Source organism: Syntrophus buswellii, from assembly GCF_046097065.1.
In the GTDB taxonomy this organism is placed as follows: Bacteria; Desulfobacterota; Syntrophia; order Syntrophales; family Syntrophaceae; genus Syntrophus; species Syntrophus buswellii.
Genome location: NZ_CP175563.1, coordinates 2,707,286 through 2,724,372, shown reverse-complemented (window position 1 = coordinate 2,724,372; position 17,087 = coordinate 2,707,286). Strand labels below are relative to the sequence as shown.

The 17,087-nt window shown below is 44.7% G+C and carries 11 protein-coding genes and 2 tRNA genes; 9 read left to right on the top strand and 4 right to left on the bottom strand.

All coding sequences use genetic code 11. The features are described 5' to 3' along the window. Nucleotides 1–23: 23 nt before the first annotated feature. A complete protein-coding gene (locus ACJ77P_RS12340) occupies nucleotides 24–347 on the top strand; it encodes a hypothetical protein (protein ID WP_367359929.1) in 324 nt (107 codons plus the stop codon). A gap of 111 nt (nucleotides 348–458) precedes the next feature. On the opposite strand, the gene ACJ77P_RS12335 is transcribed toward ACJ77P_RS12340, so the two are convergent. After that, nucleotides 459–546: transfer RNA gene (locus tag ACJ77P_RS12335), tRNA-Leu, on the bottom strand. 95 nt (nucleotides 547–641) lie between these two features. On the opposite strand from ACJ77P_RS12335, the gene ACJ77P_RS12330 reads away from it, so the two are divergent. The 7 genes from ACJ77P_RS12330 (at nucleotide 642) to ACJ77P_RS12300 (ending at nucleotide 7,251) form a co-directional block, all read left to right on the top strand. Further along, nucleotides 642–717, top strand: a tRNA-Ala gene (locus ACJ77P_RS12330). A 290-nt stretch (nucleotides 718–1,007) separates the two neighbouring features. Next, nucleotides 1,008–1,226 carry a hypothetical protein gene (locus ACJ77P_RS12325; RefSeq protein ID WP_408998402.1) on the top strand — a complete coding sequence of 73 codons (219 nt, stop codon included), beginning with the start codon at nucleotides 1,008–1,010 and terminating at the stop codon, nucleotides 1,224–1,226. Between the two features lie 119 nt (nucleotides 1,227–1,345). After that, on the top strand, nucleotides 1,346–2,302 hold the full coding sequence (locus tag ACJ77P_RS12320; protein ID WP_408998401.1) for a hypothetical protein: 957 nt from the start codon (nucleotides 1,346–1,348) through the stop codon (nucleotides 2,300–2,302). Nucleotides 2,303–2,304: 2 nt separating this feature from the next. Beyond that, entirely contained in the window at nucleotides 2,305–3,864 is a 1,560-nt protein-coding gene (locus tag ACJ77P_RS12315; RefSeq protein ID WP_408998400.1) for a DUF3987 domain-containing protein, read from the top strand. A 262-nt stretch (nucleotides 3,865–4,126) separates the two neighbouring features. Continuing rightward, on the top strand, nucleotides 4,127–4,765 hold the full coding sequence (locus ACJ77P_RS12310; protein ID WP_408998399.1) for a hypothetical protein: 639 nt from the start codon (nucleotides 4,127–4,129) through the stop codon (nucleotides 4,763–4,765). A 535-nt stretch (nucleotides 4,766–5,300) separates the two neighbouring features. Beyond that, on the top strand, nucleotides 5,301–6,713 hold the full coding sequence (locus ACJ77P_RS12305) for an HD domain-containing protein (RefSeq protein ID WP_408998398.1): 1,413 nt from the start codon (nucleotides 5,301–5,303) through the stop codon (nucleotides 6,711–6,713). Continuing rightward, nucleotides 6,700–7,251, top strand: coding sequence for a hypothetical protein (locus ACJ77P_RS12300; RefSeq protein ID WP_408998397.1), 552 nt, complete (start codon nucleotides 6,700–6,702; stop codon nucleotides 7,249–7,251). Before ACJ77P_RS12305 ends, ACJ77P_RS12300 begins: the two co-directional genes overlap by 14 nt. A 987-nt stretch (nucleotides 7,252–8,238) precedes the next feature. Here the strand turns inward: ACJ77P_RS12300 and ACJ77P_RS12295 are convergent. After that, nucleotides 8,239–9,368 (bottom strand): IS3 family transposase gene (locus tag ACJ77P_RS12295; RefSeq protein WP_408998396.1). Its coding sequence is split into 2 segments (ribosomal slippage): nucleotides 8,239–9,110 and nucleotides 9,110–9,368, totalling 1,131 coding nucleotides; the frame shifts between segments, so codons are not numbered across the junction. A 45-nt stretch (nucleotides 9,369–9,413) separates the two neighbouring features. Between ACJ77P_RS12295 and ACJ77P_RS12290 the strand changes: the two genes are divergently transcribed. Then, nucleotides 9,414–10,370 carry an ATP-binding domain-containing protein gene (locus ACJ77P_RS12290; RefSeq protein WP_408998395.1) on the top strand — a complete coding sequence of 319 codons (957 nt, stop codon included), beginning with the start codon at nucleotides 9,414–9,416 and terminating at the stop codon, nucleotides 10,368–10,370. Nucleotides 10,371–10,464: 94 nt separating this feature from the next. Here the strand turns inward: ACJ77P_RS12290 and ACJ77P_RS12285 are convergent, their stop codons facing one another. Together ACJ77P_RS12285 and ACJ77P_RS12280 are read right to left on the bottom strand one after the other, a co-directional pair. Then, on the bottom strand, nucleotides 10,465–13,581 hold the full coding sequence (locus tag ACJ77P_RS12285; RefSeq protein ID WP_408998394.1) for a BPTD_3080 family restriction endonuclease: 3,117 nt from the start codon (nucleotides 13,579–13,581) through the stop codon (nucleotides 10,465–10,467). Then, complete coding sequence (locus tag ACJ77P_RS12280; RefSeq protein WP_408998393.1) at nucleotides 13,581–16,346, bottom strand: site-specific DNA-methyltransferase; 2,766 nt, start codon at nucleotides 16,344–16,346, stop codon at nucleotides 13,581–13,583. The genes ACJ77P_RS12285 and ACJ77P_RS12280 overlap by 1 nt, the downstream gene beginning before the upstream one ends. Between the last annotated feature and the right edge of the window lie 741 nt (nucleotides 16,347–17,087).

The window sequence follows — 17,087 nt, the reverse complement described above, 5'->3', positions numbered from 1 at the left end:
CCTCAAAGGAAAGGAGAACCGTTATGTGTACAAGAATATTTAAGTCTTTGATTGCATCCATGATTATTACCCTTTTTCTTTCAAGCCCAGCCGTCGCAACGTGGCATTCCGCCGGCTATCTCGCTATCACAGGCATTCTGCTGCATGACGACAGCCTGGAAATTACACTTCAAGGGAATTCCGGATGCAATCGGATATTTCGTCTGTCACAGAGTGAGCCGAATTACAATGTAAAGGCATCAGCCTTGCTATCCGCCTATTATGCCGGACATGAAGTCAATGTTGACTACACAGGAGATCTGAACGCTTGTACCACCCCCCTCCATCGCTTCAAGGTTCGCAGATAGTTTCTCTCTCGCTTAAATAAGGGGGACAAAGTGGGGATAATTTTTTACCGGATCTAAATAAGAAAAGGGGCTCTCGGCCCCTTTATGTCTCTTCAGAGATCTGATTTTACTTGGTGCCGGAGGTGGGAATCGAACCCACATGACCGCAAGGATCGGGGGATTTTGAGTCCCCTGCGTCTACCAGTTTCACCACTCCGGCGCAGGTCCTGATTAGCCCAGCCCGCCTTCTCTTGTCAAGAAAAATCTGTTGACAAGGATGCGAGCCCTGTGTTAAACGTCCCCTTCCAATTCAACGGGGTTGTAGCTCAGTTGGGAGAGCGCTTGAATGGCATTCAAGAGGTCAGGGGTTCGACTCCCCTCAGCTCCACCAGGAAAATCAAGGGGTTAGCGATGGATCGTTAACCCCTTTTCCTTTATTGTTTAACCTATTGCTAACCTTTCCTTTCCTTGCATTTCTTGTAAAGAGATATTTCCCCCGTAAATAATATAAAAAAACTACCAAGTAACTTTCCTCCACAGAAATAAAAAATCCATGATTTTTTGATTTGACTCTTGGCACCCTGCATAGGGTGACAGATAAGCAGTGGAACGTTATATCCCTCTCCCATTTTTCTTTTTCTTAAAATATTCTAATCAAAATTGATCATGGGAGGTAATTATATGGATAAATTCATTGGTAAATTGGCTTATTCGACTGAGGAGGCTGCTGCCGCAATTGGATCGACCAAAGGCATGATGGCAAATTGGCGGTGCAAACGGATCGGTCCAAAATATTATCGTCATAATAGAAAAATATTTTATTTACGTGAGGATTTAATCTCATGGCTGAAAATGAATCCTGTCATGACGAAGGATGCTTATGACATTGAGCGTGTATAGGAAACTAGGGCTATGGAAACTTCCTATTATAAACTTTCTGATACTGAAGAAATATATCGTCCGGTTGATGAACAGATTTCAAAAGATCAGGGCGATAATCTAGGAACGAGGTTGTTCTTGTGAAGAGAGATTCCTTTGTCCGAAAATATCAACGTTCCTTATCTGTTCTTCCGGCACCTGGTGATGGTTGTCATCCTGCACTTCTGGGGGTTGCAAATTATGGAGTTCTCGCTGGAATTGAACCACAGCAGATATTTTGTGATATCCAAGAGTGTCTAAAAAGCGGAAATCGGGTTGTACAAGACAGAGAAATTCAAGATGCTATCATCCGCGCCGTAGCCGACCATAGTGATCGCACGGCGGAATCCTTGTTGCACATATCAAAAAACATTAAAGAAAATTCGCATGATGGCCAGGCTATTCTTCGGTTCATTATCGGTAAGGCTGAATTCTGTAATGAACGTGATCTTGCAGATTTGTCACCGATTCCAATTCCCGAAGATCCATCATTGCATCCAGGGCTGTTTCTAGAAGCGATGTATCTGCCGACTGACTTGAATTTCATTGCAGATAGTACAGATCCCGGAATTATGAATTCTAACATAAAAACCACTGCTGCATGGCTTGATCATTTCAATAATGAAGGTCGAACAGCGCCATTTATCATTGTCAATCCTTTGAATGGTTTACCGGCTATTAAAAAGTCTGGGGGTGGTTCGACGTTCAGAGGAGATGCAAACGTTGAGTGCTTTCGCTACTGCATAGTAGAACACGATAATCTTAACTACGAGGATCAACTTAGATTTTGGGCAGCTGTAGATCTGCCTGTTGCCGCCCTCGTTTACAGTGGTGGAAAAAGTATTCATGGATGGATTGATATCCAGAAGATTGCCAGTGTTACAAGTCATGATCAATGGAATTTTCAGATTAAAGATCGGTTATACAAGCAGTGCCTTATACCAATGGGCTTTGACCCGGCTTGTAAGAATCCAACGAGATTGAGCCGCCTGCCTGGACACTTCCGCGAAGAAAAAAATCAGTATCAGCGGTTATTGTGGTTGCGGGGGAGGTGGTAACAATGAGTATTCAAAATACTGAAGAATATGATTTTTTTGCTCAGATAGACGCCATTAATGCAAGTCTTAAAGAAGGCGAAGAACCCTTTATTGCTGAAGTTGAGCCGGATGAAAAACTTTTGCCGGAAATTGGTTATTCTCTAAATATATTTCCACAGCCGTTCCAAGATTTGATCATGAATGTATCCGAAGCCATCCAAATGCCACCATCAGTTGGTGGCGGCATTGCCATGGCCATTATTTCCGGTGTTGTCGGTAACACTATTCGCGTGGTACCAAAATACGGAATGGAGGTGCCACTGTTTATATGGTTTACATTGATTGCAGAGTCTGGTTCGGGTAAAAGTCCGACACTTAATACCTATATTAAAATATTGTATGAAATTCAGTCTAAACAAAGGTCCAACTATAAAGATAGATTAGAGGATTACGAAAAAGCTTTGCTCCAGTATGAGAAAGATAAAGCCTTATTTAAGAAAGGGAAAGGGGCTTTACCGGAAAAGCCTGAAGAGCCTGTAATGGAGCACACAATTGTTTCTGATTCCACGATCCCGGCTCTTGCCTTTGTATTTGGTGTTACTCCTCGTGGCGTTACCATTGTTATTGATGAGCTGGCGGGTCTTTTCCGCGGAATGGATCAGTATAAGACACACGGTGGGAATGATCGCCAACACTATATTATGCTTTTTGATGCGATGTCTTGGAAAATTGATCGTGCAAAAGGTAGTCAATTCATTCCAAACACAGGGGCGTCAATTTTGGGCGGGATACAGCCGATGGTATTACCGTCTATCATGGGACAAACCAGTTTTGAAGATGGGCTGTTCCCACGGTTTCTGTTGGAATGTCCAAATATTAGAAAAACAACATTCAATAAGAAAGGCATAGATCCCAAACATTTACAATTCTGGGAAAAATTGGTGCTTCAATGTACTAAAATCCCGTTGGAAATGAATGAAGGTTTTTGTAAGCCGAAGATACTCGTATTCGATGAAGTGACGTCAGTGATGTTTGTGACGTTCATTAACGAAATTTTAGAAGATTCAAAGTTTCTTTCTGAACGGGCCAAAGTATTTATTCCTAAATTGATAACATATTTTTTTAAATTTACTGGAATTCTGCATATTATCAATGAGATGTGTAGATATGGTGAGCTAAAATCCACGATAATATCAAGCGATACTGTGAGTAGTGCTATTTATTTAACTAGATATTATATGGGGCAGGTCAGTAAAGTGCTAAAATTATACGGAAATAGTAGGGTTAATATTAGTGAAGACTTGAAAGTATTAATTCAGGTTCTATATGACCTTAAAATAAGTGTAAAAGGAGGGAGGTTATATCTTTCTGAAATTAGGAACAAATATAACAATGTTGTTCCTAATGCACTGAGAATTCCTTCTGATAATAAGACCTTATCTCATATGCTTCAGAAGATCGGTTTAGAAACTGGAAGAGGGACAGGCGGATTCGCTTGCTTAACATGGGAGCCAGAAAAAATGAAAAAGATTTTCTCTAAGTACAACATCACTAAAATCACTGACGTCACTGCGAGTTCATAAATTTAATTAGGTAGTAATCAGCCCATATGAGGAAGTTTTAATTATGAAAAATCCGTATGAGCAAAAAAACCGGGTTACAACACTGTTGTCGGATGAACAGAAAGAGGCTCTTCAAGAACTAGCCTGGGATAGTGGTAGATCAATGAGTAGCTATATAAGATACCTGATCATTCAGGTGTTAAATAATTACAATAAATATGAGGATGAATTCTAAATTGAATGGCTTGTTGCCTTCTCATAAAATGTGAGGATGAGGATAAATATGACAAGAAAATTAACTAATATACAGGAAGACGTAAAGATTAATAAACACGAGGGATATTATTCTACTAAGAAACGTGGAAAATGGTCAGTTGCCGGAATTCCGCACAAGGGCTGGAAATGTTCATATGTTGAAGATCTTGGTGAGCCCATGATAAAGTGCCAAATGTGCGAATCAAATATGATTCGCTACGTTTATCATATGACGCATGAAGATTTTCCCGAGGTATTGCACGTGGGAGGCGTTTGTGCAGGGTACATGGAAGATGATCCTGAAACAGCATGGCGGCGCGATAGAGAATTAAAAAGACAAATTGCAAGGCCAAAAAGATGGACATCGCAGTATCTTGAATTTATGATTAAAAACCGCCATCTTCTGCGTGAACAATGGTTATCAATGGTTTGGAGGACTTCAGAAAAAGGAAATTTATATATCTCTGATAGTGGTTATCGCATTATCATCCAACAGCGTTTTGGTCGTTGGACTTTTATTGTTGCTGATGAACAAAATGATTCATTTGTTTACAATTCAAAAAATAAATTCCCAACACTTGATGAGGCAAAGCTGGCAGCTTATGATCATATTACATCAATTTTAATAGAGATAAGGGATTCGATTAGTAAGTTGAGAAAGAATTGAAATTTTTGGCAATCAAACGAGTATGAACAGCAATAGGCGGATTATCTCCGCCTATTGCTGATGAATATTAAGAAAAAACTGTTTATGACTGTAGCCATTTTACATTGATCCAGATGTATAACCATAAGACATTCCGTTGGATTCCCTAATTATTATTGAATAGTGCCCACTTTTTCAAAAAAATTTAGTGCGTTTTGTAAATACGACAAGTCCCATGATTTGGTCTTCTGGATAATTAGCCGCCGGGGGGTGATACCACTCTCTCTGTGGCCTTGTTTCAGCAGGCTGGACTTTCTTTAATAATTCCACGGTTGGTCTGTTGTGGGAATTAATGAAATCGGATCATTACTTACTGAAGTCAGATAGGTGTCACGAATGCTAAATTTCCTTGATTTCGAGCAGTAATCTTTGACAAAATTCTCATAAATTGTGAAGTTTGTTTTCAGTCCTTATTTTTGATCCTAATACTTATTTTAGATCTCTATGCTAGAGAACTTACCAGAAAAAGTTTATTATTCAACATTTAGGTGCAGAGATGAGCGAAGCCAGAGAGATACGAGACCCGGTTTTTAATTTTATCCGGCTTACTGGAACCGAAGCCGACATCGTTAATAGTTCAGTATTCCAGCGGTTACGCGGTATTCGCCAGCTTGCCTTCGCCAACCTCGTCTATCCAGGCGCACTACACACCCGGTTTGAACATTCATTGGGTGTTTGCCATGTTACGGACTTGATGGCCAAAGCGCTCGATGTTTCTGCTGAGGAGCGGGATCTTTTGCGCCTTTCAGCTCTACTCCACGATATTGGGCATGGTCCATTTTCCCATATTTCCGAAGATATCCTTGAGATATATTCTGATAAAAGAGAACCAGATAATACATACAAAATCCATGAATCCATTACTGGTGATATTATCAAACAGAGCGAAGAACTTAATAGATATATCCGCCAATCTGACATCGATAAAATCATTAAGATTTTAGGGTCAGGTTACGGTGATCCTCTGTTGCATTCCATCGTTTCCGGCCCTCTCGATGCAGATAAACAGGATTACTTGTTGAGGGATAGTTATTTTTGCGGCGTAAAATACGGTGTTTTTGATCTAAATCAACTCCACCGTGAATTAAGGTGGGTAGAAGATGATGTAGAAGGCAAATACTTAATGATCAGTAAAGACGGTGTGCATGCTGTGGAACAGTTTGTTTTAGCAAAGTACTACATTACCAATCAAGTTTATCGCCACCGAGTTAGGTTGATTACAGACCAAATGTTAGTAAGAGCAATTACATGTGGCATCGATCATGACAAGATTGATTCTCTCCAGGATCTTTATACCTACAAATCTGATCAAAAATACTTGGAAGAGTATCTTCTATGGGATGACTCAAAGTTTATGGTGACGCTGACTGATGACAAATTTAAAGGTAAAGAATGCCATGATCTTTTGACTCGGTTGAAAAACAGAAATTTATTCAAGAGAATTTATCAGAAACAAATCAAGGAGTTACCTGAAGTTTGCAGGTTATACCTTTCAGGCATCTCAAAGCCAAAAAATAAGGTATTGCGTGCCAAGCTGGAATCCCATTTATGGGAGCATGTATGCAAATTGGTTTCCGAAAAATGTAATGGCAATATAACATGCTCACCTAACAATTCAAATTACTTGATTGTATATGATTATAAAATCAAATCCGTGCGTGAAATGTCCAGAAATGATGAGGCTTCGATTCCTGTTGAAAAGGGGATTAAGTCACCATCTACCTTTGAAGAAGAATCCACGCTATTTAAATCAATCGATGAGAAACTCAATCAAGCATTTGTTGAAATTTATGCTCCTGTGAGCTATGACACACCTGTTGATCGGACAAAATTAAAAAAGGTCATTGACGAGGTCATTACAGGTCATATTGCCGACTTTTTTGAGGGAGAAGAGAATGCAACCACTTGATTTTGTGCTATTTGCACACGGAGCATTTGATAAAGGAATAACAGGCCGAACGGTACTTCAAAAAATTGTCTATTTCTTGTCGGTAATAATAGGAGAAGATCTTGGTTACAACCCACATTTTTATGGGCCGTATTCTCCAAAAGTGGCTGAGGCAAATTCTGAGCTGAAGGAACTAAATTACGTCGAAGAGACCTCAACGGTTTATGGTTATAACAACCAAGGATTTGAGATGACCAAATACGACTATTCCTTAACTGATGATGGTCTAAAGCTATTGGAACGAAAAAAGAAGCAGTATAATTTGGAATGGGAACAGATATTAACTATTGCGAATAGAATTAAATCCGCTGGCAATATGCATTACATGGAATTAGCTATGGCAGCCAAGGCGTTTATGATCATCAAGCAGCAAGGAGGTATATCAAATAAAGAAATTATTAAAACCAAAGCAAAACAACTCGGTTGGTTAATAGATGATAGAAGCCTTGATAATGCACTTTCATTTTTAGAAAAAATTGAGATTGTGACCTGGAATTAAATATATAAGTAAGAAAGTCAATACATGGTATCCCCTCGACAATTGTAAAACGATGCTTTGAACGTACAGGCACCCAAGAAATTGTGCTTTTGTATCTTGGTTTGATGGTTCCGTAACCTTTGACATGGAAAAGAAATATGTCCAAATAGCTATTGCACCAAGCGCCGAAAAGTGTGGCCTATGTGAATTTGTTGATATATTTTCCAGCCTATCGGGAGGGCGCCCCTTTTCCCTCAGCACCCTCTGACATTTCATGCCCCCCCTGTCGTGTATTCTTGCTTTACCCTGCGGTACCGGCTCAGTCACGCCCCTTGCAAAAGAGCAAAGGGCGCACCTTCGCCGATTTGTCATAGGCATTGATCGATTCCCTTTCCCTTACATCAATGGAAGCCGCCCCGTCGCACTGTTTGCATGGTGGAAACGCAAATAGTGGGCCGGGGCGGCATTGTTCCCGCTTCGCTATAGATCCTCCGTTCGCACTTCGGATCAAGGACTCCCTCGCGAATTCGCTCCGCTTAATATTCGCGTCCCGTGGGCGCTACACTCATACGCTGCGGATTATCTAAAAGGTGTTCAGAATTCGGCAAAAGCGCCTGCATACTTCACGGCGCGTACTCTCTTTGTTCCGCCGCGCCCTTTCTTAGAGTAGGTCTTCCGCTTCGCTCCAGGCAAAACCTTCATAAGGAGGGCCGCTCTGTGCTTTGGTCAGGTCTATTCCGCGTCCTCCGGGAGTAACGGTTTTTCCCCTTCTTTCCCCCCAGGCCCCCTAATCAACCCCTTTTCCCTGTGCGCTTGCTGCTTTCCTCCACCGCTGCGTTCCAGAGTTCCCTTGTGCGGCGGGTGCTTTACTTCGTTCTGCTGTCCTCGCACTGCAGGACCCCTTCCACTTCGCGGATTCCGGGCAGCGGCGCGCGATAAGAGAGATGGTCGGGATAAATTGGACAGGTAACAGGGATTTATAAGTGGGAAACTGCTCCTGGTTGAGTTTCATGCCGCAGCCTGTTTCTGCGGTAGAGAATCAAAGTAAACCATAGCTGGAGTCTTCCTGTCAAAGTTCTGGTGCCATCTCTTTTCATTATAGAACGTAAAATAGGCGGCCAATCCCCTCTTGGTCTCTGCCATAGAATTGTAAGCCTTTAGGTAAATATCCTCGTACTTGACGCTTCTCCATAGCCGTTCGATGAAGACGTTGTCCATCCAGCGGCCTTTACCGTCCATGCTGATCGTAATCCCCCTGGATTTAAGGGCATATGTAAATGTTTCGGCAGTGAACTGGCTGCCTTGGTCCGTATTGAAGATTTCAGGACAGCCGTATTTGGCGATGGCTTCTTCCAAAGCGTCCACGCAGAAAGCACTGTCCAGAGTATTGGAAAGGCGCCAGGACAGAACCATCCGGCTGGCCCAGTCCATAATGGCCACAAGATAACAGAATCCCTTTGCCATGGGAATATACGTGATATCAGTTGCCCACACCTGGTTGGCCCGCTTGATCTCAAGCCCTCGCAGCAGATAGGGATATTTTACATGCTCCGGATGAGGCAGGGAGAGTCTAGGCTTGACATACAGAGCCTCGATGCCCATCCGGCGCATCAGCCGGCGAACCCTGTCACGACCCACGTTATGCTTTCTTGCCCAAAGTTCGTCGCGAATTTTGCGGCTCCCATAAAAAGGAAAGGCCAGATGAATCTCGTCGATTTGACGCATCAGCTCCAGATCTTTTGCACTTAACGGGCTTGGAGCGTAGTAAAATCCGGATCTGCTCAGATCCAGAAGACTGCATTGCCGTGTTATTGGAAGAGGATCTTTCCTGTCGATCATCGTTTTGCGCTCGTGTCTCCTATTCGAACGAGCGCCCCGGATAAAAAATCGTTCTCCATCGATAGCTGGCCAATCTTGGCATGAAGTTCTTTTATGATGGATGATGGATCGGTCTTCTTATCCTTACCGAAAATGTCCGCTGCATGTTCAAGGAGCTGTTTCTTCCAATCTGTAATCTGATTTGGGTGAACCTGGTATCGCTGAGAGAGTTCAACGATCGTCTGGTCGCCTTTCAGGGCGTCTAACGCCACTTTTGCTTTGAACGCTGGTGCATGATTTCTTCTCGGTCTTTTGCTCATATGTTGCTCCTCCTTCGGGGGCATTATAGAGCAGCTTTCTCACTTATGCACCTGTGCAGTTTTTCCCGACCAGCTCTTCCTGCTGGGCCTGAGGGGATCATTTATGGAGATAAGGTCATTAATATTACCAATAAGAGCGGACGAAAAACTTATCCGGAAAAAGAGAAGTCGTATGTGGCTAATGGCGATATAGGCATTATCACTGGCCACCGGAAAACCCAAAAAAAGCCCTGGAAGCCGTATGAGATTGAAGTCGAACTCGCTTCGCAGCCAGGCTTTACTTACAAATATTTACCCTGGGAATTTGATGCACAGGAGAGCACGCCACCACTAGAATTGGCATATGCCCTTACGGTGCATAAAACACAGGGGAGCGAGTTTGGAAAAACTTTTGTGATTATACCGAATCCTTGCCGGAACCTGACTCGTGAGATGCTTTACACCGCGCTCACCCGGCAAAAAGACAAAGTTGTGATACTGCATCAGGGAGATTTTAAGGATCTGATGCCGTATAGCAAAGAGACAGCTTCTGAAATTAGCCGTCGGATGACGAATCTATTCAGCTCTTCGGTACCTGTAGAAATTAAAGTCCGCAACAAATCAATGTATTTGGATGAAAAACAGATTTATCTGACAGAAAATGGAGATCTTGTTCGCTCCAAGTCAGAATGGATCATCGCGGACAAGCTTAAAGCAGCAGGCATTAATTATCAGTATGAACAACCTCTGACGATTGATGGCATTGAACGTTTCCCAGACTTTACCATCCGAGATGATGACAGCAATACCATCTGGTATTGGGAACACAATGGCATGCTCAGCAATGATGACTATAGAGAACGCTGGGAGCGGAAAAAAGATGCCTATAGAAAAACCGGAATTCTGCCTCTTGGAGAAGGTGGCGGAGAGAATGGAACACTCCTTGTAACTGAAGAGCTTGAGGGATCAGGCTTAGATTTGGGCGCGATCATGCATAATATCAATGTAATTCTGGGGAATTGAGTGCATAAAAAAATCAATTATCAGTTTCAATAAACAGTTGTTGACGTCGTTTTTTTGCCGATATGAAAGTCTTCGAATATAAATATGGCATCAATTATACTGCCTTATCTATTAACTCCCGAACTTCACCAACCTTCCTTGCCATTGAGAATTTCCATATTCCATAATTTGCATCAGCATTAACTGCATTGACCCATCTCTGGGCCGCTTGTCTCTTGACTTCCGCTAAATCGTCAAAACCCTTTGTTTCAAGGATCAAGTGTACAACAGGATTAGTCTTCAGACGGATGATGAAGTCAGGAATATAGTCATGGGATTGGCCGTTGTGCAGATAAGGGATTGCAAAGCCGAGCCCAGCATTTTTTACGAAGGAATCAACCATCTTATGGGTGTCGATCAGATAGGTTGCAGACTGCTCCCATACCTTGGTATCAGCAACGGCGTAATTAAGATGGCTGTTCACTACTTCACGAACGTCCTTGCTTGTCCAATAGTCTACATCAGCGGTAGAACCAGGACCACGATTTGTTTCATAACGCGGTACCTCTGGGGCTTCTCCTTGCGAAGTATCTGGTTTTATAGCTTCTACCAAGCGTTCTATCACCCATCCGTAATATGGTGAAAGGAATACATCCAGTATATTAGCCGGCGCGATCGTTTTGACCTTTTCCCTGAGATAGTTCTCTACGACCCTTGTTATCTGGGGAAACAATATGTGCACAGGTACTTCGCAACCTGGCTGAGAAGCATAATCCCGTATCAGGTCACGCGCCAGTTGAAAGGTCAGTTCCTGAAATCTACGCTCCTGTCGATATGGGTTCAGGTCAACATTTTCCAGTTTACCCGGCCCGGTCAGGGAATAGCGCCCGTTATTGTTGGGTAGACCGGCTTTCATCTGAACTTCCGGCGGGATTTTGAGTGGATCAAGATCAAGCGTTGCAACAGCATCCCAGTCAACGGAGATGCGATTTCGGATCGCCTGCCGATAGCCTTCCACTCGGGGGAAGATAATTTCAAAGTGTTTCTTCGCGGGAACAGCGCTGATATGATAGCGCTTGGAAGGCTTTGTTGTCGTTCCCCCTTTGTTTTCCTTGAACGGGATCACCTCAAATGGTACTCCAAAGACCTTTGCTACCTCTTCTGTCAGTTTGCCATCTTCCCCGACCTGATAGCTGGAACGACGTAACCCACGCCCTACCACCTGCTCACAGAGCAGCTGTGACATGAAAGGACGCAGCCCAACGATATGGGTGACTGTGCTGCAGTCCCATCCCTCGGTCAGCATTCCCACACTGACAATACAGCGCACATCCCGTCCCGGCGGGTGAAGAGGGCGCTTCAGCTTATGCGCCAGCACATCGAATCCTTCCGGGTAGATTGGCCTTCCCTGTTTATCCATTGGCCAGGCAATTTTACCCACCGTGTCAAGAGTAAAACGCATCCAGGTTGATTCGTCTCCCTTGCTCTCGTCCGAATCGGTTTCGTGAACTACCTTAGAGTCAACCCGAATGGTGTAGGTCTTATCAGTTGTGTTGCGAAAGGCGGCTATTCCGGCGGAGGGGATGCCTGCCGGTTTCACATCAGCAGCCAGCCATTCGTGGATCATTTTCGCAATTTTGGTATTCTTGCAGACCAGAATAAACACCGGTGGGCGGGGGTCTTCGCTGTTATCCTCCCATTCCTGCCGTAGATCTTCCCAAAGACCAGCAAGCATGGAAACAGGTGTATTGGCCCATTTCAGGATCGCTTCCGGCTTCGGGCTCCCTTTTTTACCACCCCGTTCAGCGGGGGTCAGCTTGGGGAGTATCCAGCGCCAGACATTGAAATAACCCGGTATTTCTGCTCCCGTGGTATCCCGCACCGCAAGCTGGGGGATCTTCACCAGTCCTGATTCAATGGCGTCGGTCAGGCCAAAATCGCAGACGACCCAGGGAAAGGTGCGGTTTGTCTCCTGCCCGACACGTCCCAGATAATAGGGGGTTGCCGACAGATCAACGCAGAAATTGATCTTTCGCAGCTTATGTATCCGGTCCAGCCCGTCAATCCAGACGGTAGCCTCCTTGAAAAACTCTACACTCTCCTCAATCTCACCAAACAGATCGTCTTCAGTTTCCTCAGCCTCTGGTCGGGAAATCCTGTAGGCATGGTGCGCTTCGTCGTTAAAGACCAGGATGTTCTGCTTTCCGCCCACTTCTCTCCCTAAAATCCGGTTAATCATGGCAGTATCGCTTTCAACATACTTGAGCGATTCAACAAAGACCTTTTTTAGGTTGCCCTGTTTGTCATTGTCCTCACTGATGACGGTTAATATTCCTGCGCCGAGCTGCCGCTGGAAATCATCCAAGGTAAGATAACGCTTCCCCCGCGCCGTAGTGGTTTCCTTGCCGATAGTAATAGTCTCTTTCACCCGGATCGGAATCCCTGTCTTGGTCACTTTTGCTCCGATTCCACCGGTCTTCACAACTTGCTGTTCAAACACATGCCAGTTGGTCATAAGTACGCGCCCCTTGGCCAGGTCAGGCATCAGGCGCGGCGGCACAAGATCACGAGTCCGATACAGACTCGCTTCACCACTGGACGGGTCAAGCTCTTGCAGACGGTTCCGGATGGTCACATTGGGGCAGACGATCAGGATTACGTCGGAATACAAAGCGTTCATACGATCGTTGATCTTGTTTAAAATGCTCCATGCCGCCAGCATACCCATAACGGTGGTTTTTCCAGAACCGGTGGCCATTTTGCAGGCATAACGCTGAAAAGCGCTAAAGCCCTCGGCCTTGCGCTCCTCGCTCACATTGTCAACTGGTATGTCAATCCCTTGAAGGAAATCGCCCCGAGCCTCCTTCAAAAAGATAATAGTCTCTGCCGCCTCAAGCTGGGCAAAAAAAAGCCGGTGCTGCCTTCCGTCGCGACGCCAGTAATTGAGAAGTTCCTGTGTGGTGCGGGTAACACCCCCTTCACCACGAAGTGCCAAAGTCCGCCACTCTTTGACCAACGCCCTTATCTGGTTGACCAGAGCCAACTCCAGCCACATACCACGGGCTTCTTGAATGACATCACTCGATGGAGCCTTGGGGTCACGGTAGAAATACCCCGCTTTCCGGCGACCCTTCCTCCGCTCAGGTTGAAGCCCCTCCTCAATATACCAATGTTCAGCGGGCTCATCGTATGGGGAGTTCAGAATCGGTTGATTAACCTCAAAGCTGCTCATCAGTTGGCCTCCTTCAGACTCTTGATGACTTGCAGCTCATTCCCCCGGTCATCAATCACCTTGATGGCAACCTGCGTATTCTCCCCAGCTTCAAAGGGCGCGCTCATGGTTCCGGCCAGATGATCCCAGACGCTCTGTTCGTGGGTGGATTTGAGCGCCTTTTTCAGGTTTCCCCATGCATTGGTGCGGGGGAAGAAGGCTTGAGAAACATGGAAACAGAGTCCGTTATAGTCGGTATCTAGAAACCAGGCTGGGACATCATTTCCCTTGCGGTGATCGGTTCCCAGAGTTGTCGGGTCAAAGACATCCAGCCCCACCAGTTCCACCTGATAACGGACCGGATCGTCCTTGTCTTCCAGTTTTACCGTGTGGACTTTGATTTCCGGCAGGCCGCAAACGCTGAAAATCTGACTGGAGCGCATGTTCTTCAATAAGTCGCCCATCATCAGGTCAGGCGTTGCCTGCACATAGGTGGCCGGAATCATAATCTCGGCGGCATTTTCAATCAGTATCCGTGCATTGGGTTGTATGGCAAAGCCAATAACGTAGAGGTGTGTATACCCTTTCAGGTTGGCTTCCTTTAAAGCTTCATGTACCAGCTTTTCGCTCACTGCGCCGCTTTCTGGACCAAAGACCAGTGCGACTGGCTTTTGTGTAAGTGGAAGCATACCAGCTGATATTTCTAGAGATTCCTGACAGACATCCTCAAGACTTGGATTCTGGCCAGGCGCAGATGCATCCACAAGCGCCTCGGCTGAAAGCGAAAGAGTCTTGGCTGGTGGTCGGATACTCTTTAGCATTACTGACTTGCCACCGCCTAGGTGCAGCAGAGGTGATTTGCGCAGAACTTCAAGCATCCGGTCGATGAATGTGCGATGCTGCTCTGCTGCGCCTATCTCGGGATCATCTTCGCCGTTCCCTTCCCAATCAACTGGTGTAGGGATGGTCGCCTCTACGCAGAACGGTCCGGAAATGCGGGTGATCTTGTTTTCGATTTCCGGTCGGTCAACCAGCACTTCTTCCGATGGCGGTTCATTGTTGGCAATGGATTTCAGGGTGACATGAGGGACAATGCCGCCGACCTCTTCGCCTTTTTTGTTCTGCTTGTGAACGTAGACGAAGCCCCCCGCCGGGCCGCGTTTCTCGTCTCTCAGTTGGTAGTAAGGGAAGGTTGCGGTAAGGAGCCGTTGACGTGCCAGTGCCATCGGCACGCGGGAGGTATCGCAGGTGATCCAGCGACGGCCCCACTGCTCGGACACGTAGGCAGTGGTCCCGCTGCCGCAGGTCATGTCCAACACCAAATCGCCTGGGTCAGTAGTCATGAGGAGGCAGCGTTGTATGACAAGGGAATCTGTCTGAACAACGTATAGCGGTTTTTCAGAAAATCCACTTCCGCCGGTATCAGTCCAGATATTCTTCAATGGGGAAACTGGAAAATCTTTGATATAAAGCTTTGAACAGGGTGTATTGCCTATTATCATAACTCGACCTTTACGGTCGAGTTCTTCTGTATCGTCAGGGCCAAGGCTCCAATGACGATTAGCACCCGGAAAAAAACTTTTACCTTGAAGCGTGATTTCGTTCCGAGTGTTTATGCTGGCTCCGGGTGATGTTAACGGGCCGGGTCGAAAGACGCGATATCCTTCTGGTATAGCTAAAGATTTTGAAAGTTCTTCGTCTGTTAATTTTCGGTATGATTTTCCATCAGGTGTTTCAACCCATACATACTGCTTTGCACCTTCTTCTCCAGGATCTTTACCTGTGTATAGTTGACGAAACTTTATCCGTTCTTTGTCTTTTGCATAATGCAAGACAAAGTCGTATGTACTCGGTAATAAGCTTACCGATTGTCCCCCAGTCTTTCTGAAAGCTATTTGACCTATATAATTCTCAACCCCAAATACCTCATCCATCACCTCCCGGACATGATGCAGGTTTTCGTCGCTGATTTGGACAAAGACGCTGCCGGTTGGATGCAGCAAATCCTTGGCGAGGAAAAGCCGGTCACGGAGATAGGTCAGATAGGAATGAAGCCCAAGTTCCCAAGTATCCCGATAGGCCTTCACCATCTCTGGTTCCCGCGTCATGCACTCATCTTCGTTGTGGGTTACGTCCCGCTTGCGTACGAATGGCTGAAAATTGGAGCCGAATTTCACTCCATAGGGCGGATCGAAGTAGAACATCTGCACCTGTCCGCCCATCCCTTCGTATTGGAGCAGCGAGTTCATCACCACCAGCGAATCCCCCAAAATCATCCGGTTGACCCATTGGTCCTTGTACTCATAAGCTTTCAAAATCTGATCGATAACGGGGTGTTGTGGATCGGCGAACAGACTGAACATATCCAATTGTGCGGATTGGATTTTATGGCTCTTCAGAGTTTCGATGATACCCTTGGTGGAGAGGCGTTCATGAACAAATAGTGGCAAGGTAGGTACATCAAAGGAAAGTCGTTCGGCTTTTCCCGCCCAGTTAAGAAACGGGCTGGAAAGTGCTGCTAGTTCCTGGGCCGCCGTATGTGCTTCCTCAATCGTTCCGGCTTCCAGAATTTTTTTAATAAGTGCTTCCCCTTGCTCGCGCGCCGAATTCTGGCTATCCCAGCGAAGCTCCGGGGAAAGAGATGAGTCATATTTATAAGTTATGGGTGCTTTCTTCTTCTTAAAATTCGCCTGTGTTCCTACCTCAGGACGCATCGGGCTTTCGGCCTCTGGGTGCTTGTAGTTCTTGGCTTCAGTGGTGGTTGCTACTTTCTTTTTAGGTGCCATTGGACTCCTCCAGAAATGTAACAAGAAAATGCGGATCAGGTTAAGGGTTCCAAGTGCTCAATTTTCCTTTCAGAAACTATTTAGGAAAATAAATAGTGTTGTACATAGCAGGAAATGTGGGAAAATGACATCGAAAACAATATACTTTTACGAGGCAAAATTCCCAGGATAGTTTGTAGGGTACAATCGTTTTGACAGAGACCAGTTTAATACTTTTTTACCTTCGCTAAATAAGGCGCTTATAACGACAAGTGTTTAAAATACAAAGTTATACAATTTTCAAAAAATGCAGCCTCTCCCTATCCAGAAGGTTACTTTCACACCTTAATTATCGTTTGTGATTTGCATTTCAGTATGTTGGTAAGTGCTTAATATTGTTAAGTTATTTGTGATTATATTTATTGCTCCATATGAAAATTTGGCTCTAAAATCCGTCAGAAATATTTTATCAATTTTGTCACTATTTTTGGTTCTAAAATATTAAAATATGGTCAATAGTTGTGCTAAGTTTTCTTCCTGTTTCCAGAACAGAACCATACAGAAAACATGTTTTATCTATGGTCTGGATTCATTAACAAAAGATAATCCGTTTTTATAAACGTAATCCTGCTTTCTGTCTGTCCAGTATCTTGAATTCCTGTTCTTCAATGAAATATTTATGATCAAATTGTGATGATACGGCGTTTAGGTGGGAGAATTATTCAATCTGATAGCCATGGAGACTGTAACTAAATTGTAATC

Excerpts from the sequence above, each read along its gene's own strand:
- ACJ77P_RS12340 (WP_367359929.1), top strand. The coding sequence starts at position 24 with ATGTGTACAAGAATATTTAAGTCTTTGATTGCATCCATGATTATTACC.
- ACJ77P_RS12325 (WP_408998402.1), top strand. The coding sequence starts at position 1,008 with ATGGATAAATTCATTGGTAAATTGGCTTATTCGACTGAGGAGGCTGCT.
- ACJ77P_RS12315 (WP_408998400.1), top strand. The coding sequence starts at position 2,305 with ATGAGTATTCAAAATACTGAAGAATATGATTTTTTTGCTCAGATAGAC.
- ACJ77P_RS12310 (WP_408998399.1), top strand. The coding sequence starts at position 4,127 with ATGACAAGAAAATTAACTAATATACAGGAAGACGTAAAGATTAATAAA.
- ACJ77P_RS12305 (WP_408998398.1), top strand. The coding sequence starts at position 5,301 with ATGAGCGAAGCCAGAGAGATACGAGACCCGGTTTTTAATTTTATCCGG.
- ACJ77P_RS12300 (WP_408998397.1), top strand. The coding sequence starts at position 6,700 with ATGCAACCACTTGATTTTGTGCTATTTGCACACGGAGCATTTGATAAA.
- ACJ77P_RS12290 (WP_408998395.1), top strand. The coding sequence starts at position 9,414 with ATGCACCTGTGCAGTTTTTCCCGACCAGCTCTTCCTGCTGGGCCTGAG.
- ACJ77P_RS12285 (WP_408998394.1), bottom strand. The coding sequence starts at position 13,581 with ATGAGCAGCTTTGAGGTTAATCAACCGATTCTGAACTCCCCATACGAT.
- ACJ77P_RS12280 (WP_408998393.1), bottom strand. The coding sequence starts at position 16,346 with ATGGCACCTAAAAAGAAAGTAGCAACCACCACTGAAGCCAAGAACTAC.